Origin of the sequence: Bdellovibrio bacteriovorus, from assembly GCF_025558485.1 — a bacterium.
GTDB classification, from domain to species: domain Bacteria; phylum Bdellovibrionota; class Bdellovibrionia; order Bdellovibrionales; family Bdellovibrionaceae; genus Bdellovibrio; species Bdellovibrio bacteriovorus_G.
In genome coordinates, this window is record NZ_CP102930.1 from 1,236,641 (window position 1) to 1,258,595 (window position 21,955).

Below are 21,955 nucleotides of genomic sequence, written 5' to 3' on the forward strand. Positions count from 1 at the left end.
GATGCATCCTCTTTTTGCTATTTCAGTGGGGTGATAAGAATCCCTTTTTTTGTCTCTTCGGCTTCAGAGGCGCGAATATAAAGAGGAATAAACGATTTCCAGTCCAAAGTTTGACCGCTTTGCACTCTTTTTTCCGCCATCAGACCCAAGGTGGATGCCAGCGGATAGTCGGGAAGTTCAGAGCTTCTGTGCATCAGACTGCGCAAGGTTTCGGGGAAGTATTCGTTGTAGGCTTCCCAGCCGTCTCCGACAACCAGGACCTCTTGATTGATATGTTGGGAAAGTTCACGGACTGGAATGGCTGCTGGACCTTTTAAGTAACGTGGTTCCGGACCACTCATGTCGAAAAGACCCAAGTACACCATGTTTTTGTAGGCATTGATGATCGATAAAACCGGCTTGTCAGACCCGCGGGCTCTTTCCGCCAGCAAGACCAGCGAATCAATGGTCACCATGGGTTTATTGAAGCTGTAGGCAAAGGTTTTTCCGGCGTTGGCGGCAACGCGAATGCCTGTAAAGCTGCCCGGCCCCTGCCCAACGGCAAAGGCATCAATGTCTTCCAGCCGAAGTCCGGCTTCAGTCAGGCAGCTTTCAGTGAAAGGACTGATGATTTCGCTATGGGTTTTCTGGCGCAGAGTGGTTTCTTCTGCAATGACTTTTCCATCAACAATAACCGCAACACCGCCGACAGCGGTGCTGGTTTCCATAGCTAGTATTTTCATAGGCCCAGTAAACGTGTGAAGTCGTTAAACAGAGCAAATATCATAAGACTCATCAGGATGGCCAGACCGACTTGCTGTGCGATCTCCATTTTTCTGATGCTTAACGGCGCTCCTTTGACCAGTTCGATCACATAGAACACCAAGTGACCACCATCCAGTACCGGAACCGGAAGCAGATTCAGAATAAACAGATTCACAGAAATAATCGCCATCATCTGTAGGAACTGAGTAATGCCGATTTTAAAAGTTTCGCTGGCTGCCTGACCGATAGAGATCACGCCGCCGATATTTTTCGGGGAAATCTTGGCCTGGAACAAACGCACGAAGCTCATCACCGTCATGACGGAAACTTCCCAGGTTTTTTCTGTCCCGCGAATCAAAGCATCCACCGGATTGGATGAACGCAGTGTCATCAGTTCTGGCATTGCGATATTCGCCATTGGGGAAATGCCGATGGTGTAGCGTTTTTCCTCTGCACCTGCGGCGGTCATCTGCTTGGTCATCTTCGGTGTGATTTCAAGATCAATAGTCTTTCCGTCACGCACCACGGACAAGGCCACTGGTTTTTGGCCATCAAAGGACTTGATGTTGTTCAGAACATCTTCCCATTTTAGCAAAGTGACCTGGTTGATCTTTACCAAACGATCACCCGGGCGCAACCCCGCAGCCTGAGCCGGGGAGCCATCCAGCACGCGTGCCAAATAAAGCTCTGAACTTTCCAACCCCAGACTTTGCAACGAGAATGCTTTGATAGAAGCCATCGGTGCCATGGTGATTGTGAGGGTCTTTTCCGTTTTGTCACCTTCACGCTGACCTAAAACCTCTAACGTTAAAGGCTCTTTTGCGTTTGCTTTTTCCAAAGTGGAATCAAGCTGTCTCCAGTAAGAAACTTTCGTGCCATTAATACTGGTGATACTGTCACCTGTGCGCAGACCCAAGGCATGCAATGGCGATTTTTCCATCACACCAATGGTGGTGCCGGTGGAGTAAGGGGAAATCCCCTCGACATTGGCAACATAATCGAAGCTGGAAAGCACATTGGGATTTGCCTCAGGCTTGGCTGTGACAGAAATGCTGGCTGCTTCGCCTGTATTTTCGCGTTTTACTTCCACATCCAGATGCAGGTCGTGGCTTTCTTTCAGGCTGAGTGTGCGCTGAACATCTTCCCAGGTTGTGATGGGCTTTTGATTGATGGTGACGATCTGGTCGCCAGAGCGGAAGCCCGCAGTATAAGCCGGAGAATTCACAGCCACATCACCCAGGACCGGAGTTTTTGCATCTTCGCCGATCAGGGCCACTACGAAGAAGACCAGAATCGCAAAGAAGAAGTTCATCAATGGACCGGCCAGAACGATAGCAATACGCTGCCATACGTTTTTGTGCGTGAAAGAGACCTTTTTGTCCTCTTCAGAAATTCCATCGCCATTTTGTTCGCCGAACATTTTTACGTATCCACCCAGTGGAATCAGGGAAAGGGCGTAAGTGGTGTCTCCGCGTTTATAAGTCAGCAGTTTTTTACCAAACCCCAGACTGAAAACTTCAACACGCACTCCACACCAGCGCGCGACCAGGAAGTGACCTAACTCGTGAACAAAAATAAGGATTCCGAGCAGGATGACAAAAGGAACGATTGCGGAAAGACCTGATTGTAAGAATGAGAAAATATCCATTCCCCCATTCTAAAGGGAGGCCGGGATTAAGGGGTAGAAAATTAAGGGAATTCTTCCCCGTGGCTCGACGTTTCTCTTAAGACAAAAGATGAGAGAGAATCAGAACTCCTGCCAGAACAACAGGACTTGCGAACAGGACGCCATCGACTCGATCCAGGACACCGCCATGGCCCGGCATGATTTTGCCGGAATCTTTGACGTCAGCCACACGTTTTAGCAGAGATTCGAAGAAGTCTCCGAATTGACCGACAAAGCCTGAAAGGCCGCCCAGCACCAGGAACATCGGAAGTCTGTGTTCCGGGAATAAAAACAACCAGCAAACCAGACCCGCCAGAACAGATCCGACGATGCCTCCAACGGAACCCTGCCATGATTTTTTCGGAGAAACTGAAGGCATGATTTTAGTTTTGCCAAACAGCACACCAAAAACATAAGCCAGCGTATCACCGGCGAAAACAACTGCCAGCAGGAAGATAAACCAGGAAAGGCCATAAGACTGATCCAGTAAACGGAATGCAAACGAAGGCAAAAGCCCCATATAGAAAAGGCCCAAGGCGGATTTGGCATGGAAGGATGCCATGAATTCCAGGTTGCCTTCCTTGTGAGAACTCAGAAGGACTGCGATGATCATCACGATGGTGGCAATCGCATAAATGATGGAACCTGTGCTTAGCGAAGTGATAGATGCGGCAAACACGGCCAGCGTCATTGTCATGAAAAGGAATTTTAGAAAGACGGACTTTTCCCGATGAAAAAGAATGCCCATCAGTTCCCAAGTGCCGACCACGACGATAAAACCAACCGCTATTTTCAAGCCGTTAATTCCCATCGATACATAAAGTCCGATGATAAGGGCCAGGGCAATAAGGGCTGAGACGGCTCTAGTTAGAAAGCTTTTCCACGTTGTCATTTACTGAGACCTTGCCGAAACGGCGTTGTCTCATTGCGAAGGCCTGCAAAGCTTCGTCAAGGTGAGACTCGGTGAAGTTAGGCCACAGAGTTTCTGTAAAATAGAACTCTGAGTAGGCAGCTTGCCAAAGCAGGAAATTGGAAAGTCGTTGTTCGCCACTGGTGCGAATAATGAGATCCGGGTCCGGAGTGGGGAAAGTGCTCAGGGATGAATTGATCATGGATTCGTCAATTTCTGCGGGAGAAAGATCCCCGGCAGCGACTTTTTCCGCCAATTCGCGCACAGCCTGAGTAATTTCCTGGCGAGAGCCATAGCTCAAGGCAAAGACAAGATTTAAACCTGTGCATTGAGCTGTGGCTTCGATGGATTTTTCGATGGCATTGGCAACATCCAGAGGAATGCGGGACAAATCCCCGATGACAGAGAAGCGGATGTTTTCTTTTACCAGATTTTCAGTTTCACGTTTTAGATAACGACGCAGGATCAGCATCAACAGACTGACTTCATCCTGGGGGCGGAACCAGTTTTCGGTGCTGAAAGCATAGAGAGTCAGATTCTTGATCCCACGGCGTGAACACGCCGTGATGATCTTTTTGGCGACACGAGTTCCCTTGATATGTCCGAACGTGCGCGGACGACGCTTGAGCTGAGCCCAGCGCCCGTTTCCGTCCATAATAATAGCAATATGCTTAGGCAAACTCACGTCGGGTCCTGAAGATTAGATCGTCAAGATCGATTTTTCTTTTTCGTCAGCAACTTGATCCACTTTTTTGATGAAATCATCAGTTACTTTTTGGATGTCCGCTTCGGCTTTTTTGCCTTCGTCTTCACTGACGGCTTTGTCTTTTTGAAGTTTTTTAACTTCATCGTTGGCATCACGACGAGCCATGCGAACAGCCACGCGAGCTTCTTCAGCGATTTTCTTAACTTGTTTCGCCAGGTCTTTACGGCGCTCTTCGGTCAGATCAGGAACCTTCAAGCGGATCACTTTACCGTCGTTCATTGGGGCCATACCCAGTTCAGACTTGATGATAGCTTGTTCAATATCTTTAAGAATAGCCACTTCCCAAGGTGCAATCAGGAAGGATTTTGCATCCGGAGTGGAAATAGATGCCACCTGAGATAGTGGGGATGGAGTTCCGTAGTAATTTACACGGATACCGTCCAACATGGAAACCTGAGCACGGCCTGTACGAACTTTTTTAAGTTCATCAGACAAAGCATTCAAAGTCTTTTCCATTTTTGCTTGTGCGTTCTTTTTAACATCAGCGATTGCCATAGTTGTCTCCTTAATCCGTTTTCACGTCTTGTGGGCGCGATTAATGTACCAGTGTACCGATGATTTCACCCTGAACTGCCTTCAGAATGTTTCCAGGCTGAGTCAGGTCAAAAGTGATAATAGGAAGTTTGTTGTCCATGCACATGCTGATTGCCGTGGAGTCCATCACCTGAAGTCCGCGGTTCAACACGTCGATGTAGCTGATCTTGTCGAATTTCTTCGCGTCAGCGTGTTTAGCAGGGTCTTTGTCATAGATGCCGTCCACTTTGGTGGCCTTCATGATCACTTGAGCGTTGATCTCCATGGCACGAAGGGAAGCCGCCGTATCAGTAGTGAAGAATGGATTTCCGGTGCCAGCACCGAAGATCACGATACGACCTTTTTCAAGGTGGCGGATGGCTTTACGACGAATATAAGGTTCCGCGATTTCAGCCATTTCTATGGCTGTCTGTACGCGGGTTGGAACGCCTTGTTTTTCCAAGGCGTCCTGAAGAGCCAGAGCATTGATACAAGTCGCAAGCATACCCATATAGTCAGCACTTGCGCGATCCATGCCCTCAGCCGAAGCGGCAACACCACGATAGATGTTACCGCCACCGATGACCAGACCGATTTGAACGCCTGCTTTGTAAGCCTCTGCCACGTCCTGCGCAATCTGTGTGATCGTCGCAGTATTGATACCAGTCCCTTGCTTTCCAGCCAGGGCTTCACCACTTAGTTTTAGCAAAATACGCTTATAAACAGGCTCTTTCAAACTAGTGTCCTTTCATCTGAGCAGCAACTTCAGCTGCGAAGTCATTGACCTTTTTCTCGATACCAGCGCCCAGTTCATAACGTACAAAACGTTTCACAGACACATCAGCACCAACTTGTTTGCCAATTTCTTTAGCCAGATCAGAAATTTTCAAGTCTGGATTTTTCACGAATGGTTGATCAACCAGGCAGTTTTCTGCCAGGAACTTGCGGATTTGGCCTTCAACGATCTTTTCGATCATTTCTGGTTTTTTGCCGGACTCAAGATTTTTCGCAGTCAGGATTTCTTTTTCCTTAGCAACAACATCAGCTGGGATTTCAGCAGAAGAAATAGCCATTGGGTTCATCGCAGCGATGTGCAAAGCAACGTCTTGAGCGAAAGTTTTCAACTCTGGAGCGTTTGTTGCTTCTGGTTTGGAAGCAGCAACTTCGATCATAACGCCGATTTTGCCTTCACCGTGGATGTAAGTGTGAACCACTGTGTTTGCAGTTGCAGTGTATTTTTCGAAACGACGGATAACGATGTTTTCACCGATAGTCGCGATAGCTTCTTTCAACATGTCGCCAACTTTTTTAGTTGGGTTTTTGTGGAAAGCCTGCTCCAGAATGTCGCCAGCAGCGTTTACTGCGTTCAACATGTGGTGAGCAACATCAAGAACCAAACCTTTGAAACCTTCGTTACGAGCAACGAAGTCAGTTTCAGAGTTGATTTCCATGATAACAGCTGTGTTACCAGCAGTTTGAGCGAAGACAGTGCCTTCGGCAGCAACGCGGTCAGCTTTTTTAGCGGCAGAGGAAAGACCTTTTACGCGCAACCATTCAACGGCAGCTTCAAAATCGCCAGCAGTTGCTTCAAGCGCTTTTTTGCAATCCATCATACCTGCGCTGGTTTTTTCTCTAAGTTCTTTTACAAGAGTAGCGGAAATAGACATTAGGAAGACTCCTTAGTTTTTTTGCCTCCCGGCGGCCGGGAACAACAAGATAAATTAAGTTTTTAATACATGGGGGACAAAAGAAAGGGTGGCTGGGCCACCCTTCTTCGCGATGTCTGTAGATTACTCTGCAGACTCATCAGTTGATGACTGACCTTGTTCAAGCTCAGCTTGAATCTCAACTTCTTCCGCTGTACCAGCAGCAACAAGTTTACGAGATTTAGTGGCTTTAACAACCGCTGGGCCAGCAGCTTTTTTAGGAGCTTCTTTTGCACCGGCTTTTGGAGCGCCACGACGCTTAGGAGCTTCTTCTTTACCATCTGCTTTTGCTTCTTTAGCAACATCAGATTGTTTGTCAGTCATAGTGCGAAGTTTACCTTCCCACTCTTTAGCACCTTCAAGGTAAGCATCGGCGATCAAGTTAGCGAACAACTTGATAGAACGGATAGCATCGTCGTTTCCTGGGATCGCGTGTTCGATGGACTCTGGATCAGAGTTTGTATCAGCGATACCAACCACTGGGATACCAAGACGTTTTGCTTCGGCAACTGCGATGTGTTCTTTTGGAAGATCCACTACGAACATTGCAGATGGCATTTCTTTCATGTCACGGATACCAGCTAGGAAATCAGTCAGGCGAAGGTATTCTTTTTCAAGCTTCGCGCGCTCTTTCTTAGTAAGGTAGTTGAATTCACCTTTTTCTTTCATGGTGTCGATTTTACGAAGACGATCGATAGAAGATTTGATCGTTTCGAAATTCGTCATCATGCCACCCAACCAACGCTTAGTAACGTGGTATTGACCGCATTTTGCAGCAGCTTCCTGGATTGGTTCGATAGCTTGCTTTTTAGTTCCAACGAAGATCAAACGACCACCGTTAGCAGCGATTTCTTTTACGAACTCAGCAGCTTTGTTAGCGCGTACAACAGTTTTTTGCAGGTCGATAATATGGATACCGCCGCGAGCTGTGTAAACGTAAGGTTTCATCTTTGGATTCCAACGCTGTGTTTGATGTCCGAAGTGGACGCCAGCGTCTAGCATTTCTTTCATGGTCACTTGTGCCATGGTAGTACTTCCTTTCTGGTTAAACGTCCTCGCAGGTAGAGCCAGCTTTTTTTGTTTCGCCGGAAGACCCCCTTTTTCAGTACTTGGGGGACCAGTTAATGCCTGTGAGTGCTTATTGTTGGACTCTCGGGATATCACACGGCGCCATCGACCGCAAGCAGTCTTTGCAGAACCTTTTTGAGACGCTTTCGTTACAGTTTCCGGTAATCATTAAAAATTGTTTAGATACATCGAGTCATGACCGATAGGTAAGGTACGACAGATCCCTAATGAAGAACGTAAGTGGTGGGAAATGAAACAGTCAGATGGTGAGCGCAATCACCCCGAAGTGCAAAAAATCTTCGAGCAGCAGTCCCGAGAAATCCATATCCGTGTGGATCGCGGTTTCCTGATTCTCCTTTTAATTCAATGGTTTGTATCTATATTGGTGGGCATCGCGGTGACTCCCTCGACGTGGGTTGGGTCTTTTAGCGGGGCTATTGAAAACGCTTTGGTGGGTCTGATCTTCGGGGGCCTGTTCAGTCTGCCTGCTGTTTATTGCATCCATGTTTTTCCGGGGGAAAAACTCACCCGTTATCTGGTGGCGGCCTCTCAGATGTGTTTTTCGATTCTCTTTATATATTTGTCCGGGGGACGGATCGAATCGCACTTCCATGTGTTTGTTTCTCTGGCCGCCCTGGCCTTTTATAAGGATGTGGGGATTTTGGGGCTGGCCTCATTTATAGTGATTGCGGATCACATTCTGCGTGGGTGCCTGCTGCCGATGTCCCTGTATGGACAGGAGGAACATGCCCAGTGGAGATGGATTGAACACAGCATGTGGATCATCATCGAGGACATTATCCTGTTCATCGGTATTGAGCGCATCCGGATTGAATTGCAGGAAATGGCGTATTCAAAGTTTCAGCTGATAAAAGCCCGTGAAGAAGCCTTGCAACTTTCTTCTATCAAATCGACCTTCTTAAGCAATATGAGCCACGAAATCCGCACACCGTTAAACAGTATTATCGGCTTTGCAGATATTCTGAAGGACACTCCGCTGGATGAAGAACAGCAGGGGTATGTCGGCACCATTTATCGCTGTTCGGATTCGCTGTTACATTTGATCAATGATGTTCTGGATATTTCAAAGATAGAAAACGGGCTTTTGCAAATTGACCGTCATCGCTTCGATATCAAGGAACTCCACAAAGATATCCACAGAATTTTCGCAGTAAAATGTCAGGAAAAAGGTCTGCAACTGCATGTGGAGGTTGAAGATGGAATTCCGCATTTCGCACTGGGGGATTCGCACCGCCTGCGACAGATCTTAATGAATCTGGTGGGGAACGCGGTGAAGTTCACCGACAAAGGTTTCATTCGCATCAGTCTGCACCGCGATCCTTTGGTGGAATCCCGCTATCACTGGGCGATTCGGGACACGGGCCGTGGCATCCGAAAAGAAAATATGGGGAAACTTTTTAGAAGTTTTGTTCAGGAGGACGCCACCGTGTCGCGCACCCATGGTGGTTCGGGGCTGGGTCTTATGATTTGTAAGAATCTGGTTGAGCTGATGGGTGGAAATATCGTGGTGGACAGCAAAGTCGGTGAGGGCACGGTCTTTTCGTTCACGCTTCCTCTGGATGAGGCATAAAAAAACCCGAAGGGTGGCTTCGGGTTTTCCAGAAAATATTTTTTAAAAATCTTACAAAGCCGCTTCAGGCAGTGTTTCTTCCGGTGGGGCGGAAGTTTCTTCAGAAGCTTCCACTTTAAAGCCCAGGGAAGCCACGATCATTTCTGCCTGCAATAAAGATCCCAGCAGATTTTTTTGATCATTCACTGTGGCTGAAGCAATCCACAGATTTTCCAATTCTGGCATGGTCATATTGGCACTCAGCTTGATGTCGCCATTTCCAGCGATGATAGGAGCGACAAAAATTCTTTCCAGTTTCAGGTTGTCCAGCGCTTCCGGATAAGCGCGTTTGATCTGGCGTTTGATTTTTTTCAGTGCCATACCCACAACTTCGCTGTCTTCAGTGACTTCCTGTTCAATGAAGGTCATCCACTGGGACGCCTGCAGGGTTTCGCCCTCGGTTTCGACCGGTGCATGGAATTTACCAACGCACGGACCGATTTCATCCTGTGTCGTGCCGTTAAGAACATGCATGGCTGTGGAATCTGTCACAGGTTTGGCGTGGCAGATATCCAGACACAAAGCTGTCCAGTAGGTGTTTTTAGCAAGTTTGGTGCGGGCGCGGATGGAAATCGCATCTTCCGGCAGAAGCAAAGACAGATCCTTCACTGTGCCTGCAAAAATAAAGTTCTGCGCATGCAAAGTTTTAGAACCGTTAATAGTGATATGGCTGACGCGTTCGCCTTCCTGATGGAATTTAGTCACATAAGAGCGTGGCAGGAAGTCGCCCTGGAATTTTTCAAACAGCATCTGAGTCCACTGGAATGGCTCCGCAGCCAGATTCAGGCGTTTGCTGCCAGTAAAGTAGCTGAATTCTTCGTAGAACGCCGGAGGAGTGTCGCCGAACCCCAGGAAGGGCTTGAAGTTGCCGCCCTCGTAAGTGATCGGGGATTCTTCGCAGGCATCCTGCACGACTTCAACATTGATCAGATTGGACAAAAAGCGCAGGGCTTTTTCGGCGGAAACAGAATCCGGAACAAAGCGAAGTCCGTTGTTCATCGGACCCGTCGGGAAATTCACTTTCCTGTTTACCCCAAATGGAACATCAGCTGCTTCGATCAGAGCGATGTTCTTGGTTTCACGGCTAAGTGCCGCTGCGATGCTAAGTCCTGTAAGTCCACTGCCAATAATTGCGTAATCGTAGATATGAGCCATGCCTTAACCTTCCTCAAAAGGAAGACTCTTTGCAAGCGTCAAACGGACGAAATCTTAGCTAACGCATTTAATCAAAGCGCGGAGAGCGGCTCTGACTGAGGGTTTGAGCCACGCATGCTTATCGAGTAAGCATGCAATATGAGGCGAGTACCGATAGTAGGTCGCAATGAACTTTCTGCCCCAATTGTGATTGCGCAGTTTCAGGTCGCGGAAAGCACGCAAAGCCATCACTTCGCTGGAGCGGGGGTCTTCAAAAGCCGACGTGGCAATAAAGCAACGTGGACGTTCTTTGTCGGACATCTTCAAAAACTGTTTTACGATATGCGGATTGCGCGCCGTTTTTTGGAAAGATTCGGCTTTGCGAATAATATCCGGATAAATCGGTGTGAACTGGATAAACATGGAAAGCTGCTTGGCTGCTTTCATCATGCGATCCTGATACTTTTCATGTGTATCGTAAATACGCATCAGATCCCAGTACACTGACGCCACCACGGTCAGCTCTGTCGTGCGCGCGCTTTCCTTGAAGGCTTCCGGCTTCAGGACGTCACCTTTTTTGATATCAAAAACGATATCCAGAATCTTCAGATACTTTTCATAAGAAATCGCCGCCTCAGAATAAAGTTTCTGAGTCATGCACATGCGCGCTTTTTTAATAAGCATCACACGGCTTTTCCATAATTGCAGGCGATGTTGTTCGCGTGCACGCTCCTGCTGCATCAAAACGCCGCCACTGCTGGTGGCAACCGTGCGCTTCAAATCAGAAATGCAACCTGCACAGACTTGCGGAGGCAAATTGCTTTCGCCAGCGGCTTGAAGCTTGGCAATAAGCTCCGGGTCCACCGGGTGCAATTCAGTAACTTGTATTCCGCAGCGAGGGCATTGAATCATTGATCGGTCCTTAACCTCTGATTTTAGGTTAAGGCGTGGGATTAAAGCAAACTCATTGGATCAATATCGATTAATATTTTAATTCCGGATGGCACCCACTCTTGATCCCCCAGCAACTGTCTTGAAAAGGGATTTGCGGCCGCGGGCTGGGTGCTTTTAATCAGCAGATGATAACGGAACTGGCCTCGTAATTTTGAAAGCGCCGCTTCGGCTGGACCCAGGACTTCGATAGCTCCGTACTGCTGGGGAAATTGTGCCTTTAGTGCATGGGCTCTTCTGGCTAAAAGTCGGGCTGTTTCTTCCACAATCCCCAGTTTAGTGCCTTGGATGCGGAAGCTTACCAAACGTCCCATCGGGGGATAGTTGAGTGCACCACGAATTTCCAGCTCGTGCGCGGCAAAACCTTCAAAGTCATGTGTTTTGGCGAACGTGATACTGTCGTGCTCCGTGTTGAAGGTCTGAATGATGACAAGTCCGGGGCTTTCACCTTCTTTGATATGTCTTCCGGCACGGCCACTCATCTGAGTGATAAGTTGAAAACTTCGTTCAGTGGCGCGGAAGTCAGGCAGATTGAAGCCCACATCGGCCAGCACCAATCCGACCAGTTTCAACTTTGGGAAATCCAGTCCCTTGGCGATCATCTGTGTTCCGACCAAAATATCAATTTCGCCAGTTTCCATTTTGCCAATCAGATCTTCCAGGTCTGCACGGCTTTGGATTTCGTCGCGGTCCGCACGGGCAATATTTTTTCCGGGGAACAAGCGAGTCAGGTCTGTTTCCAGCAACTCTGTTCCAAGTCCAATCGCCTCCAGTTGTCCTTCCTGACAGTCGGGGCATTTGGTTTTGAAGTTTTCGTGATAATCACAATAATGACAAATCAAATGCGAATGTGCATGCAACGTCAGGGAGATATCACAGTTTGGACACTCTCGTGTGTGACCGCAGGACGGGCACACCACCATCTGTGCAATTCCGCGACGATTCAGGAAAAGCGCGGCCTGGTCTCCTCGTTCCAAAACCTCGTGCATGCGTTCGTACAGCGCGGGGCTTAGCCAGAATGGCAGATGCGAATACTTTGTAATAAGCTTTTGCTTTTCCTCGTCATCGTCTTTCAGGCGACGCAGGTCGATCACTTCGATTTCCGGCAGGGCCCGATTGGCCACACGACGGGTCAGACGATGCAGGTGATATTTTCCCTCAAGAGCATTTTTCCAGGTTTCCAGACTGGGTGTGGCAGATCCCAACACCACGGGACAGTTCATCAGTTTTCCCAGCATCACAGCGGCGTCACGACCGTTGTATTTTAGTTTTTCATCCTGTTTAAAGCTGGGTTCATGCTCTTCATCGACAATGATCAGGCCCAGATTATCAATCGGGCAGAAAAGCGCAGAGCGTGCTCCGATCAGAATGGATTTGCGGCCTTCGACAATATCCCACCATTGGTTGGTTCGTTCACGATCTGTCAGTTGCGAATGCAGGGCCGCGATCTTGTCGCCAAAGCGGCGGGCAAAACGCTGAATCAGCTGCGGCGTTAAAGATATCTCCGGTACCAGCACCACGCCGCGCTTTCCTTCGGCCAGAACCTTGTCCAAAAGACGCAGATAAACTTCGGTCTTTCCTGACCCGGTCACACCGAAAAGCAGATGTGTGGAAAATTGCGAATGCTGGGCGATACTTTCAAAACAGGTTTTTTGTTCAGGTGTCAGATCCAAAGCGGAATCGGCATCCAGCTGTGGAATGACCGGGGGGCGTTTGGACTGGCGCTGCTTTTCTGATTTGCGCAACGGAGGAAAAGCAGACGGCACCACTTGTCCCACAGGATGAAGATAATACTGCGCCAGCCACTCCAGCCACTTTACGTAGGGCTCTGGCAGCGGGGCGTATTCTTCAACAATGGAATCAACGGCTTTGACTTCAAATTCAGGAACTTCAGTGGTGGGTCCCAGAACAAGGCCGTGAACTTTACGTCCGCCCCGGCCCAAGGGAACCGTGACCAGCTGTCCTCTTTGCAGGGGCAGGTCGGAACTGTAGGTCAGAGCCTCTGGAAGAGGGGCATCGGCGGCCACTCTCCACAGTTGCGCAGAACTCATCTAAACCTCTTGTAGAACTCCGTCACAACGTCTTTGGCTGGCAGGGCATTGATGCCATCCCACTTAAGATTTGTATCCAGAGAAGAAGGTTGGAACAAAGCCACTGCGGTCTGAGGGCGCGCCGAAGCGCTGATCAGGCGAATAGTCACAGTGTTGTTGCCCCAGCGAATGGTGCGGGAGCGGGGATAGGAAAGACCGCGTGCGAAATTGTTGTAGTTATTGGCACTCATCTCCACTTGCGACGGAAGGCGCAGTTTGCGCACGACGAATTCGTCCTGCTGAATCCAGATACCCGGGGAGCCAGCTTCCTGATCCACAGGGGTGGCAACGCCCAGAGCATAGTTTACAACCCCGCCAGTGCGAGAAAAACGCACCCAGCTTTCAGGATCGTTTTTGATTTCGGCGGCTGCTTTTGGCAGAGGCTTTTTGTGGAAGGCGTTTACCGGAACAATCTTGAAGTGCGCCAGCGTATTGGCGAAGATTTCAGGATTTCGCATGTTCAGGAAGCGCTCCAGAAATTCTTCAGGTAGCTTTTCACCTTTTCTTTGCCCGTCAACCATGCTCCATTTTTGGCCGCCGTTATACAGAAACTGCAACTTGAAAGAACTCTGAAGATCTTTGCCGCCTGTCACCGTCAGGCGCATGGTGCGATCGCTGTCCACCAGCCAGGTTTCCTTGACCATGATGGTTTCTTCACCCGTGGTGAATTGAACTTCCTGTTCGATGGCGTAGATTCCTGAACCTGCATTTTCGCTGGTTTTCTGTAAAATCGTGCGTGTCGGAAGTATGTAGGCCAAGGACAAAGCCGGGCAGAGCAAGGACAAGGCAAGTGTGGCAACGATCTTTTTCATAAAAACCCCTTATTGCAGGCGACCTGCAAGGTTGAGCAAGTAAGATGTGAGTTCTTTCTTCAGTTCAGGATTTTGCAACGCCAGTTCGATATTGGCTTGCAGATAACCCAGCTTGTCCCCGGCATCATAGCGTTGTGCCGAGAACGTCATGGCATTCAATCCATGCTGAGCACATAGCACTTTCATGCTGTCAGTCAGTTGAATCTCGCCATTTAAAGTCGGCTTGGCATTTTTCAGAATATCCATGATCGCATTGTCAAAGACGTAGCGCCCGGGCAAAGCCCAGCGGCTGTTGGTTTCGTGTGGTTTTGGTTTTTCCACCAAAGAGGTGACTTTAAAGAACCCGGTGGATTTTTCCTCCACCTCGGCGATGCCGTACTTGGAAACATCTTTTTCATCCACTTTCATCACAGAAATTGTGGACGTGGCAGTTTCTTCAAAAGAGCTGACCAGTTGAGATGTCACATTGGCCTCGCCGTGGAAGCCCATGGTGATTTCATCACCCAGTAAAACCGCGAACGGATCGTTGCCAACGATAGGCAGTCCACAAAGAACGGCATGCCCCAAACCCATGGCCTGCTTCTGACGAATACTGATAATGTTGGCGGAATCGCGAATGCGTGTGACTCGCTCCAACAGCTTTTCCTTGCCGTCTTTGGCCAGCTTGTCTTCAAGTTCATAAGAGGTGTCGAAGAAGTCTTCGATGGCGTGTTTGCCACGGCCGGCAATAAGGATGATGTCTTCAATGCCGGCTTGAACGGCTTCTTCGACAACATAAAGAATGATGGGCGCGTCCACGATAGTCAGCATTTCTTTGGGAACTGTCTTGGTGGCCGGGAGGAAGCGTGTTCCCAGACCCGCAGCCGGAATAATGGCTTTTTTTACTTTTTGCATAGCTAATAAAATCTCAAACGTTTCATTTTAAGACAAGCCTTAACGAGGTCTGTCTCAATATGAAAAAGACTGCTGTTTTTCGCCAATCTGCCGAAAAGACAATGGTAGTCTAGATATTAGGGGAGATTCCATGAAAGTGCGTTTTAAAAAGACAACCTGGCGTGCGGCGGGCGGAATTCTTGCCTCCTTCGTGCTTATAGTGTCCTTTCAAAACTGCGGTAAAGCGGGCTTCGACTCGGATCTAGGGAGTGAAGCTGATCTGGGAATGTCTGACGCAGAGCTGGCAGCAAAATACGGAGCGACGGATGGGGCCAAGGTCTCTGCCATGCCTTTTGCTTTTGATGCCGGTTTTGACACGATCACATATAATTCCTGTGCAGAGACCCACCTGCGTAACGTGCCTGCTTACTTCACCCTGAAGGCCGGCGCTTATTCCTCCGGTGGTATTAAGATAAAAAATGAATTCTTTGACTACGCTGATTCCAACTTCAAACCTGTTTATCCTGAAACCAGCCTGACTGAAAATCAGTACAAGGACTATCTGGCGGATTCTCCGGCAAACAACGGGGCTGTTGCCACAATGGCGATTCGTGAGCGCAGCAATCTGGCCAGTGTTTTTACGGCTACTGGCAAACTGACTCTTTGGACGGATGTTATTCCATTGGTGGCTCCGCTGACGGATTCTTTGGTGATGGATGCCTTTGCGCAAAAAGGTGTCACGGCAAACTATTTCCCATTCTCTCCGGAATCGCGAATCATGGAAGCTTCGATGAGCATGAATACCAGTGAGACTTTGGCGGAAGCTTATCGCCTGCAGTTTATGACTTCAGCGGTTTTGAGTCTGACCTATATGGTGAATAACGGAGAGATTTACGATGTTCGCTCTCCAAGTTCAGCAATGCCGGCAAAAACGGCTTATGGAAGAGGCTACTCTTTTGTATTTTCTCAGGCTCCTGCGGCCGGTGCCGCCTCGAGCAATCCTGCGAATGTTTTGGCTTCTGTCAGTGAATATGATCTGCAATCTCCGACTCAGGTGACGAAGACCTGGAACTGCAGTCGCAAGTACCGCGTGGTAAGAAAAGAAGATGCGGCTCTTCGTTGCCCGGCACAAAACTACAGTGATATTGCGGGCAATGCGACTTACATCCGTGAGATGGAAATTGCCCGTCGTCATTTGCGCTCAGACCAATGGGATGTGAATGTGGTTGCTGGCTGTGTGGTCCCGCGCAGCGGGATTTCCTGTTACAAAGAGGAATCTGTTAACGGTGATCCTGTAACGGAATACGATCTTACCAAGCCATGTTTCCGCGAAAACGGCAACTACCCTGCAGGAGCGACACCTAACAGCCGCTGCATGCAGTTCGTGACGGTCTGTACCCGCGATTAGTTCTGAGCGACGCGCTTTTCCAGCATCGCTTCCATGTGCGACGGATAAGATTTGATGTACTTGATAGGGTCAACCATTCGACCCTTTTTCTTTACCGCAAAATGCAGATGGGCGCGTGTGCAGTATCCAGTGCACCCCACCTCACCAATGCGTTCCCCCGCAGAAACCTTTAAACCCTGACGGATTCTTTTGTCGATGCGATGAAGATGGTTATAGGCCGTCTCCATGCCGTTGCTGTGCAAGAGCACGATGTAATTTCCGGCAGCATGGTTTCTGCCATAACGAACCACAGTGCCCTTGCGAGGAGCATAGACCGGTTCGCCCACAGGCAGCTCGAAATCTATGCCCAGATGGGGCTGCAATCGTTTGGTGATCGGATGGACACGGTTGGGTTTAAAGCGACTGGCGATTTTGATGTAGTCCACCGGAGCATAAAAAGGTTTTTCCTCCAGCAGGTCTGCGGCGGCGAAGAAAACACCGCCACCTTTGGTGTTGCGTACAAATTTTTTCTGAACTGGGGTGCCATTGATGGACAGGGAAGTCTTTAAAACCTCTCCGTATTTCACAAACTGACCGGCATCGTACAGCTTTTCAACTTCCAGCCAGAAAGCGGCGCCACGGCTGACGGCACGGGGGGCGATATCAAAGGCATAGGCATCCAGGAATCGGGTGGCCACCCAATTGCTGTTGATCTTTGCCAAGATACTTCCCAGTACCGAACCGTAGATCTTCCCTTCCACCCGTGCATAGCTGATTTTGTAAGAGGGATTGTAGGGCATTGCCTGAACCCGGCCGGATTTTTTGATGATGCGGAAGGCATCTGAAGTTTGGGAATCAAACATGCGAAGTTCGATATCCTTGCCAGAGCCCCGCACCAGATAGCGTGTATCCAGGGTCAGAAAAAGATTTCGTAACTTGGTGCTGGAGCCAATAACGGATTCTCGTTCGCTTTGAGAAAAGCCATGATGGCGCATGATGGAGATAAGATTGTCGCCAAGACGCACAGGCTTTGCAGTAAAAGTGTTGGCTCCGGCGTTAGCCGATTGATAGGATGTGAATGCTAATATAAATGCACTCACGATGCTTGCGAGGTGAAAATTCATGATGCCCCATCCTTTGAGCTTTATTAAACTTCCTGTTTTTTTCTGTTTTTATCTTATCGTGAACACGGCAGCAGCCCAAGTTTATAATTCCTCGATTTCCGCTGCGACGGGCGGAACTGGACGTGCGGCTGTGGAAGCGGGAGACGCGGCGTTTTTGAATCCGGGAACTTTGGTGCACTTAAGAGGTCGCCAGCTCTTTTCCTCATTTGCGGAAAATCAATTTGCAGTGGCTTTCAGTGACAACACTCAGGACAGCATGATGCCTGCGGCATTGGGATTTGTTCAGAAGAAATCGGATTTGTCTTTGGGTAAGCTGGAGGAAAGTGATCTGACGCTGAGTCTTGCAGAATTTGCCACCGACAAGTGGGCGATGGGCATCACCGGCCATCAACGTGAACAAAAACTTCCCAAGCAGTCGTATCGTCAGACCAACGTGGATATTGGTTTGATCTACACACCGCAACCGCATATTGGCTGGGGTTTGGTGGCTTACAATGTTCTTGGCGAGGACACGGCAGCTCCGAAAGAGCTGCGTCGAAAGACTTCTGTGGGGGCGGGCTTTAATTATATCTACAAAGGCACTGTCAGAATGCGTGCCGATGCCACTTCCGAGTCCGAGTTCATGGCGGGGCTAGAAACATATGTGAATAGATTTATTATCAGTCGCCTGGGCTATATGAATAATACGGCTGATTCCAGAGAGCTGATAACGGCTGGATTGGGCTTTAAAGGCCCTAGATTCGCTTTGAACTACGCTTATGAAGGAAATCCCAAGGAGTCTGGGGATTACAGGCATTCAGTTGACTTGGGGATTCCATTTTGATAACTAACTCATTCCGTTAAAAACCTAGGGGAATAAAATGGCATCTAAAACACAAAAAACTGAATATATTCGCGAAAGAAAAAAAGCGACTAGCGGTAAAAAGCGTAAAGCTGCTTCTCGCACTAAAGGTACTACTAAATCTGCAAAAGTTCTTTTCAAAGACTAATTGCTTTAAGATTTTAAGTATTTAGATAAGTTAAAGCCCATGGAGACGTCCCTGGGCTTTTTTTATTTTCATGATTTGAAGCGGTCCCGGGATTAGCGGCGACCGACATTTCGACGCAGCAGGCCACCATCTTCCATGGCTCCGCCTTTGAGGTCCCAGCGGAATGGAAGCTCCACCCAGCCCTGTTGGCCTGGATAGAAGCGCCATTTTTTAAGGGCTGCCAGTGTTTTGGAATCCAGATTTCTAAATCCTGTTGATTGCATCATGCGGAATTTCTGAGGGTAGCCTTCTTTAGTGATGTAGGCATAGAACACCACGGCCCCTTGATCACCACGCAGACGCTCCTGACGATCGTAGCGTGGGCGAGGATTGCCCGGCATCTGACGAAGTTGATCCAGACTGCGAACTCCATTGGGTTCACCAGCCAGAGCTGTGCCCTGACCTGGGGAGCCGGAGTTTCCTGCGCCAGCACCTTTACCCATGCCACGACCATTGCCTTCGCCACCTAAGCCAGCATGTTTTGCAGCGGCATCGCGAGCAGCTTTTTCTTTGGCAGCAGCAGCGGCCAAAGCAGCCGCACGTTCATTGGCTAAAGCTGACGAAATGGCTTTGGCATTTCTTTGGCGCATTTCATTTTGCATGGCTGCAAGCTTATCAGCTTCGGCCTGATTGTCGGCGTCCAGTGCGTTTAAGCTTTCATCCTGTTCGGCGGCCATTGCCGCCGCCAAAGCATCCATGGAACGTCTTTCACTATCAACAGCAGCACCTTGAGCGCTGTCGATGTTGTCGAAGTCTTCGTTGAAATCCGCATTCATGTTGGAGGCAACAGCATGTTTAGCCAAAGCTCCTTCATCCAGCTCTGGCGCCTCGATGTCGTCAATGGTCATTGGAACAGCTTTAAATTCCGTTTTTGGAGCGATGCTGCGACCACCTTTAGCGGCAACAGCTTGTGCTTTGGCTGGGGCTTTTGCAGCCTTGGCCGGAGCTTTCTTCGCAGCTTTGGACGCTGTTTTAGAAGCCGCTTTTGGTTTGGCAATCACGACATCACCGGGGCTGCCGGCATCGTCCAGCTTATCAACTTGTGGAGTATCAGCGGCAACAGGCAAGCCGCCCTGAGTTGGTGGAACACGTGCTCCGCGAGCTGCGATTTTTGGTTTTGGAACATCTTCGATTTCGATGGTGATCGTTTCTGTTTTAACTTCCTCAACCAAGGGAACAGTGATCATGGCAACCACCAGAATGATGGCCGCGTGCAAAGTGGCTGATAAAGTCAGAAAGCGGGATGTTTTACTTTGTTCAGGTTCTCTGTGTGCCAGGAGAAATGCATCGTAGTCGATGGCCGATTGCTGGGCGGCGGAACTCTTTTGTGAAGAGTTCGCGAAATCAGCTTTGGGCATTTGAAAGTCAAAGAGACTCATTTGATCGTCATTCTTGGACTTGTCATTTTCGAAGTTGAAACCCATAGAAACTCCTAGTGCTATCCAAGGATGCACTATCAATTCCCGGGCCATGTAAAAAGGCCCCTGATTGCAGTTCACAAACAGGGGCCGGGTAGAAATTTCAAGGGTGTTCGGGCGATTGTCAGCTGTTATTCTGGCAGAAGGCCGTCTGGGATCTGCCCGGCTGCGATGGCAGCGGCGATCTTAAGATGATCGGCGTGGCCCACGATTTTAATGGCTTCGTTTAGTGGTATTGGATCAGGGTGTGGAATCTTGGCTTTTTTGAAGTCCATGATTCTGCGGTAGCTTTCCTCAAGATCCTCTTTGCGCAGGCTTCCCTGTGCGACGGCGCCCAGAATTGCATCGTAAGCTTGCGGCGGTACTTCAGGATCATTGCAGTACAAAAGCAGATCCACGCCGGCTTTAAGGGCGCGCACGGGAACTTCTTCAATACCATAGTGCTTGGTCATGGCTTTCATTCCAAGATCGTCGGTGATGATCAGACCGCGATAGCGCATTTCTTCGCGGATCATTTTTCTGACAAATGTTTCTGACAGTGTGACGGGCCAGTCCGGATCAATTTTGGGGAACTTGATGTGTGAGGTCATCACCATATCCACGCGGGACTTGAAGGTTTTCTTGAACGGGATTAGCTCACAGGATTCCAGACGAGCCAGATCTGCGTTTTCCACAGGAAGATCTTCATGGCTGTCAATCAGGGTGTTTCCGTGACCTGGGAAATGCTTGGCGCAAGTGATGACTTCGGCTTTGATGTATCCACGAACAAGTGCTGAAGCATGTTTTGCCACCATTTCAGGGTCAGAGCTGATAGAGCGATCACCAATAACGGTGTTCCCAGGATTTGTGAAAATATCCACGCAAGGGGCAAAATCCAGATTGATACCGACGGACTTCATTTCCAAACCCATGCGGTTGGCAAAGTGGAAGGAAACAGTCGGAGCATCGAGTTCACCCAAACGGCGTAACGGAGGCCATACCGTGAATGGAGCTTTTAGTCGGTGAACGCGACCACCTTCCATATCGATACCGATAAATAGTGGAGCTTTGTCCACTTGCTTGTGGCGCAGTGATTGGATTTCGGTGCAAAGCTCATGGACTTGTTTGGGGTCAGCCACATTGCGACCAAACAGACAGACGCCTCCGATGTTATTTTCTACGATAAATTTTTTTTCGTCGGCTGTCAGAGCATGTCCGGAGACGCCGATAAACATATGCTGACCGATAATGTGGCTGATACTCATGAACTAATTCCCTTTGTCTTCTGTCTTTTCCGGTTGGCCTTTAAGCTGAATGCCCTGGCCGGGAGGAACACCCAGCTGCTTTGTTGGAGCAGGGGTGTTGGCTTCATTTGCTTTTAATTTCTTCTGGCGGGAAACGACGTTGCTATCACCTTCGGGCACTTTGCCAAAAAGCGTTTTTAAGATCGAAGCGCTGTAAGGCACAGAACCGATGGCTTCAGACGGTGTTGCGACGAGTTCAGTCACAATTCCCTGGCCCATGGCATTGGTGCCCAGAACTTCGCCACGTTCATTCACGTAGCTGAGGAACTTGATATCTTTGAAGGTGTTTAGGATCTTAAAGGCTTTGAAGCCATTGTAGGTTTCCTCTTTTCCCACTAACGCCTGACCTTTATAGATGGCACCATCCTCTTCTGCGATGGCTTGATATTCATAATTGGTTTCTGACTTCAGACCTTCTTTGGATTTCAGCATCAGATAAACCAAAAATGTGGAAAGGAAGGTGCCTTTGGGAATTTTCTTTTCGATGCGCGAAACCTTGCCATTGTTTTTAACAACAGCGCTGAGGTTGCCACTTTTAAATTTTGCATCAATCAGTTTGGAATCTTTGCCAGCCAGGGATGTGTATTCGTAAGACAGGGGGGTCAGTTCGGAATCCGCGTAGGCTTTCAGGCTTTCTGTGGTTTCGGTGGGGCCTTTGCCGGTTCTAAGAAGATAGGTGGAAATGAACTGCTTTTTCTTCTGGTCGAATTCGTAGCGGCTGATGACATAGCCGATGTGTTCTTCGCCGGAAAGGACTTTGGCGTATCCTTCAAACAGCACATCCCCACGGGCTGTCCCAGCGTAAACCATCGCAAACAGAAGTGTAAGGCATATTCTTAGGACCATTGTCGA

Annotated in this window: 21 protein-coding genes; 4 read left to right on the forward strand and 17 right to left on the reverse strand. The window is 48.9% G+C overall.

The window, feature by feature from the left end; genetic code table 11:
* Positions 1 to 17: 17 nt before the first annotated feature.
* The 8 genes from tsaB to rpsB form a co-directional block, all read right to left on the reverse strand.
* Positions 18 to 722, reverse strand: coding sequence for a tRNA (adenosine(37)-N6)-threonylcarbamoyltransferase complex dimerization subunit type 1 TsaB (gene tsaB / locus EZJ49_RS06235; RefSeq protein WP_262555259.1), 705 nt, complete (start codon positions 720 to 722; stop codon positions 18 to 20).
* The gene (rseP, locus tag EZJ49_RS06240; RefSeq protein WP_262555260.1) at positions 719 to 2,392 is read right to left on the reverse strand and encodes an RIP metalloprotease RseP; all 1,674 of its coding nucleotides are present in this window, start codon (positions 2,390 to 2,392) and stop codon (positions 719 to 721) included. Before rseP ends, tsaB begins: the two co-directional genes overlap by 4 nt.
* Positions 2,393 to 2,468: 76 nt before the next feature.
* Complete coding sequence (locus EZJ49_RS06245) at positions 2,469 to 3,302, reverse strand: phosphatidate cytidylyltransferase (protein WP_262555261.1); 834 nt, start codon at positions 3,300 to 3,302, stop codon at positions 2,469 to 2,471.
* Positions 3,274 to 4,005 (reverse strand): isoprenyl transferase, encoded by a 732-nt coding sequence (locus EZJ49_RS06250; RefSeq protein ID WP_262555262.1) that lies wholly within the window; start codon positions 4,003 to 4,005, stop codon positions 3,274 to 3,276. The genes EZJ49_RS06245 and EZJ49_RS06250 overlap by 29 nt, the downstream gene beginning before the upstream one ends.
* A gap of 15 nt (positions 4,006 to 4,020) precedes the next feature.
* Positions 4,021 to 4,581, reverse strand: coding sequence for a ribosome recycling factor (frr, locus tag EZJ49_RS06255; protein ID WP_262555263.1), 561 nt, complete (start codon positions 4,579 to 4,581; stop codon positions 4,021 to 4,023).
* Positions 4,582 to 4,621: 40 nt separating this feature from the next.
* A complete protein-coding gene (gene pyrH, locus EZJ49_RS06260; protein ID WP_262555264.1) occupies positions 4,622 to 5,335 on the reverse strand; it encodes a UMP kinase in 714 nt (237 codons plus the stop codon).
* A gap of 1 nt (position 5,336) precedes the next feature.
* The gene (gene tsf, locus EZJ49_RS06265) at positions 5,337 to 6,266 is read right to left on the reverse strand and encodes a translation elongation factor Ts (protein WP_262555265.1); all 930 of its coding nucleotides are present in this window, start codon (positions 6,264 to 6,266) and stop codon (positions 5,337 to 5,339) included.
* Positions 6,267 to 6,389: 123 nt separating this feature from the next.
* Entirely contained in the window at positions 6,390 to 7,331 is a 942-nt protein-coding gene (rpsB, locus tag EZJ49_RS06270; protein ID WP_262555266.1) for a 30S ribosomal protein S2, read from the reverse strand.
* Between the two features lie 292 nt (positions 7,332 to 7,623).
* Between rpsB and EZJ49_RS06275 the strand changes: the two genes are divergently transcribed.
* Positions 7,624 to 8,964 (forward strand): sensor histidine kinase, encoded by a 1,341-nt coding sequence (locus EZJ49_RS06275; RefSeq protein ID WP_262555267.1) that lies wholly within the window; start codon positions 7,624 to 7,626, stop codon positions 8,962 to 8,964.
* Positions 8,965 to 9,015: 51 nt separating this feature from the next.
* On the opposite strand, the gene EZJ49_RS06280 is transcribed toward EZJ49_RS06275, so the two are convergent.
* The 5 genes from EZJ49_RS06280 to galU are packed head-to-tail and all read right to left on the reverse strand — an operon-like array spanning position 9,016 to position 14,884.
* Complete coding sequence (locus EZJ49_RS06280; protein WP_262555268.1) at positions 9,016 to 10,158, reverse strand: NAD(P)/FAD-dependent oxidoreductase; 1,143 nt, start codon at positions 10,156 to 10,158, stop codon at positions 9,016 to 9,018.
* A 54-nt stretch (positions 10,159 to 10,212) separates the two neighbouring features.
* Positions 10,213 to 11,049: a CFI-box-CTERM domain-containing protein gene (locus tag EZJ49_RS06285; protein WP_262555269.1), complete on the reverse strand. Its 837-nt coding sequence runs from the start codon at positions 11,047 to 11,049 to the stop codon at positions 10,213 to 10,215.
* A gap of 41 nt (positions 11,050 to 11,090) precedes the next feature.
* Complete coding sequence (gene priA, locus EZJ49_RS06290) at positions 11,091 to 13,139, reverse strand: primosomal protein N' (RefSeq protein WP_262555270.1); 2,049 nt, start codon at positions 13,137 to 13,139, stop codon at positions 11,091 to 11,093.
* Positions 13,136 to 13,990 (reverse strand): hypothetical protein, encoded by an 855-nt coding sequence (locus EZJ49_RS06295; RefSeq protein ID WP_262555271.1) that lies wholly within the window; start codon positions 13,988 to 13,990, stop codon positions 13,136 to 13,138. Before EZJ49_RS06295 ends, priA begins: the two co-directional genes overlap by 4 nt.
* Positions 13,991 to 13,999: 9 nt before the next feature.
* Positions 14,000 to 14,884: a UTP--glucose-1-phosphate uridylyltransferase GalU gene (galU, locus tag EZJ49_RS06300; RefSeq protein ID WP_262555272.1), complete on the reverse strand. Its 885-nt coding sequence runs from the start codon at positions 14,882 to 14,884 to the stop codon at positions 14,000 to 14,002.
* A 130-nt stretch (positions 14,885 to 15,014) separates the two neighbouring features.
* Between galU and EZJ49_RS06305 the strand changes: the two genes are divergently transcribed.
* Complete coding sequence (locus EZJ49_RS06305; protein ID WP_262555273.1) at positions 15,015 to 16,271, forward strand: hypothetical protein; 1,257 nt, start codon at positions 15,015 to 15,017, stop codon at positions 16,269 to 16,271.
* Here EZJ49_RS06305 and EZJ49_RS06310 read toward each other — a convergent pair.
* Positions 16,268 to 17,374 carry a M23 family metallopeptidase gene (locus EZJ49_RS06310; RefSeq protein WP_262555274.1) on the reverse strand — a complete coding sequence of 369 codons (1,107 nt, stop codon included), beginning with the start codon at positions 17,372 to 17,374 and terminating at the stop codon, positions 16,268 to 16,270. The two genes, EZJ49_RS06305 and EZJ49_RS06310, sit on opposite strands and share 4 nt — an antisense overlap.
* Here EZJ49_RS06310 and EZJ49_RS06315 point away from each other — a divergent pair.
* Positions 17,373 to 18,197, forward strand: a complete 825-nt coding sequence (locus EZJ49_RS06315; RefSeq protein WP_262555275.1) for a hypothetical protein — start codon at positions 17,373 to 17,375, stop codon at positions 18,195 to 18,197. The genes EZJ49_RS06310 and EZJ49_RS06315 overlap by 2 nt on opposite strands.
* Before the next feature lie 37 nt (positions 18,198 to 18,234).
* On the forward strand, positions 18,235 to 18,363 hold the full coding sequence (locus tag EZJ49_RS06320) for a hypothetical protein (RefSeq protein ID WP_262555276.1): 129 nt from the start codon (positions 18,235 to 18,237) through the stop codon (positions 18,361 to 18,363).
* 92 nt (positions 18,364 to 18,455) lie between these two features.
* Here EZJ49_RS06320 and EZJ49_RS06325 read toward each other — a convergent pair whose 3' ends face one another.
* The 3 genes from EZJ49_RS06325 to EZJ49_RS06335 all read right to left on the reverse strand — a co-directional run bounded on the left by EZJ49_RS06325 (position 18,456) and on the right by EZJ49_RS06335 (position 21,949).
* Positions 18,456 to 19,826 carry an energy transducer TonB gene (locus tag EZJ49_RS06325; RefSeq protein WP_262555277.1) on the reverse strand — a complete coding sequence of 457 codons (1,371 nt, stop codon included), beginning with the start codon at positions 19,824 to 19,826 and terminating at the stop codon, positions 18,456 to 18,458.
* Positions 19,827 to 19,951: 125 nt separating this feature from the next.
* Positions 19,952 to 21,064 carry a beta-N-acetylhexosaminidase gene (nagZ, locus tag EZJ49_RS06330; protein ID WP_262555278.1) on the reverse strand — a complete coding sequence of 371 codons (1,113 nt, stop codon included), beginning with the start codon at positions 21,062 to 21,064 and terminating at the stop codon, positions 19,952 to 19,954.
* 3 nt (positions 21,065 to 21,067) lie between these two features.
* The gene (locus EZJ49_RS06335) at positions 21,068 to 21,949 is read right to left on the reverse strand and encodes a hypothetical protein (RefSeq protein WP_262555279.1); all 882 of its coding nucleotides are present in this window, start codon (positions 21,947 to 21,949) and stop codon (positions 21,068 to 21,070) included.
* Positions 21,950 to 21,955 lie beyond the last annotated feature (6 nt).

What these genes read in the sequence shown, in the direction of transcription:
- EZJ49_RS06320 (WP_262555276.1), top strand. Translation starts at nt 18,235, where the DNA reads ATGGCATCTAAAACACAAAAAACTGAATATATTCGCGAAAGAAAAAAA.
- EZJ49_RS06305 (WP_262555273.1), top strand. Translation starts at nt 15,015, where the DNA reads ATGAAAGTGCGTTTTAAAAAGACAACCTGGCGTGCGGCGGGCGGAATT.
- EZJ49_RS06280 (WP_262555268.1), bottom strand. Translation starts at nt 10,158, where the DNA reads ATGGCTCATATCTACGATTACGCAATTATTGGCAGTGGACTTACAGGA.
- EZJ49_RS06310 (WP_262555274.1), bottom strand. Translation starts at nt 17,374, where the DNA reads ATGAATTTTCACCTCGCAAGCATCGTGAGTGCATTTATATTAGCATTC.
- nagZ (WP_262555278.1), bottom strand. Translation starts at nt 21,064, where the DNA reads ATGAGTATCAGCCACATTATCGGTCAGCATATGTTTATCGGCGTCTCC.
- frr (WP_262555263.1), bottom strand. Translation starts at nt 4,581, where the DNA reads ATGGCAATCGCTGATGTTAAAAAGAACGCACAAGCAAAAATGGAAAAG.
- EZJ49_RS06295 (WP_262555271.1), bottom strand. Translation starts at nt 13,990, where the DNA reads ATGAAAAAGATCGTTGCCACACTTGCCTTGTCCTTGCTCTGCCCGGCT.
- rseP (WP_262555260.1), bottom strand. Translation starts at nt 2,392, where the DNA reads ATGGATATTTTCTCATTCTTACAATCAGGTCTTTCCGCAATCGTTCCT.
- rpsB (WP_262555266.1), bottom strand. Translation starts at nt 7,331, where the DNA reads ATGGCACAAGTGACCATGAAAGAAATGCTAGACGCTGGCGTCCACTTC.
- EZJ49_RS06275 (WP_262555267.1), top strand. Translation starts at nt 7,624, where the DNA reads ATGAAACAGTCAGATGGTGAGCGCAATCACCCCGAAGTGCAAAAAATC.
- tsaB (WP_262555259.1), bottom strand. Translation starts at nt 722, where the DNA reads ATGAAAATACTAGCTATGGAAACCAGCACCGCTGTCGGCGGTGTTGCG.
- EZJ49_RS06285 (WP_262555269.1), bottom strand. Translation starts at nt 11,049, where the DNA reads ATGATTCAATGCCCTCGCTGCGGAATACAAGTTACTGAATTGCACCCG.
- EZJ49_RS06325 (WP_262555277.1), bottom strand. Translation starts at nt 19,826, where the DNA reads ATGGGTTTCAACTTCGAAAATGACAAGTCCAAGAATGACGATCAAATG.
- tsf (WP_262555265.1), bottom strand. Translation starts at nt 6,266, where the DNA reads ATGTCTATTTCCGCTACTCTTGTAAAAGAACTTAGAGAAAAAACCAGC.
- EZJ49_RS06315 (WP_262555275.1), top strand. Translation starts at nt 17,373, where the DNA reads ATGATGCCCCATCCTTTGAGCTTTATTAAACTTCCTGTTTTTTTCTGT.
- priA (WP_262555270.1), bottom strand. Translation starts at nt 13,139, where the DNA reads ATGAGTTCTGCGCAACTGTGGAGAGTGGCCGCCGATGCCCCTCTTCCA.
- EZJ49_RS06245 (WP_262555261.1), bottom strand. Translation starts at nt 3,302, where the DNA reads ATGACAACGTGGAAAAGCTTTCTAACTAGAGCCGTCTCAGCCCTTATT.
- EZJ49_RS06335 (WP_262555279.1), bottom strand. Translation starts at nt 21,949, where the DNA reads ATGGTCCTAAGAATATGCCTTACACTTCTGTTTGCGATGGTTTACGCT.
- galU (WP_262555272.1), bottom strand. Translation starts at nt 14,884, where the DNA reads ATGCAAAAAGTAAAAAAAGCCATTATTCCGGCTGCGGGTCTGGGAACA.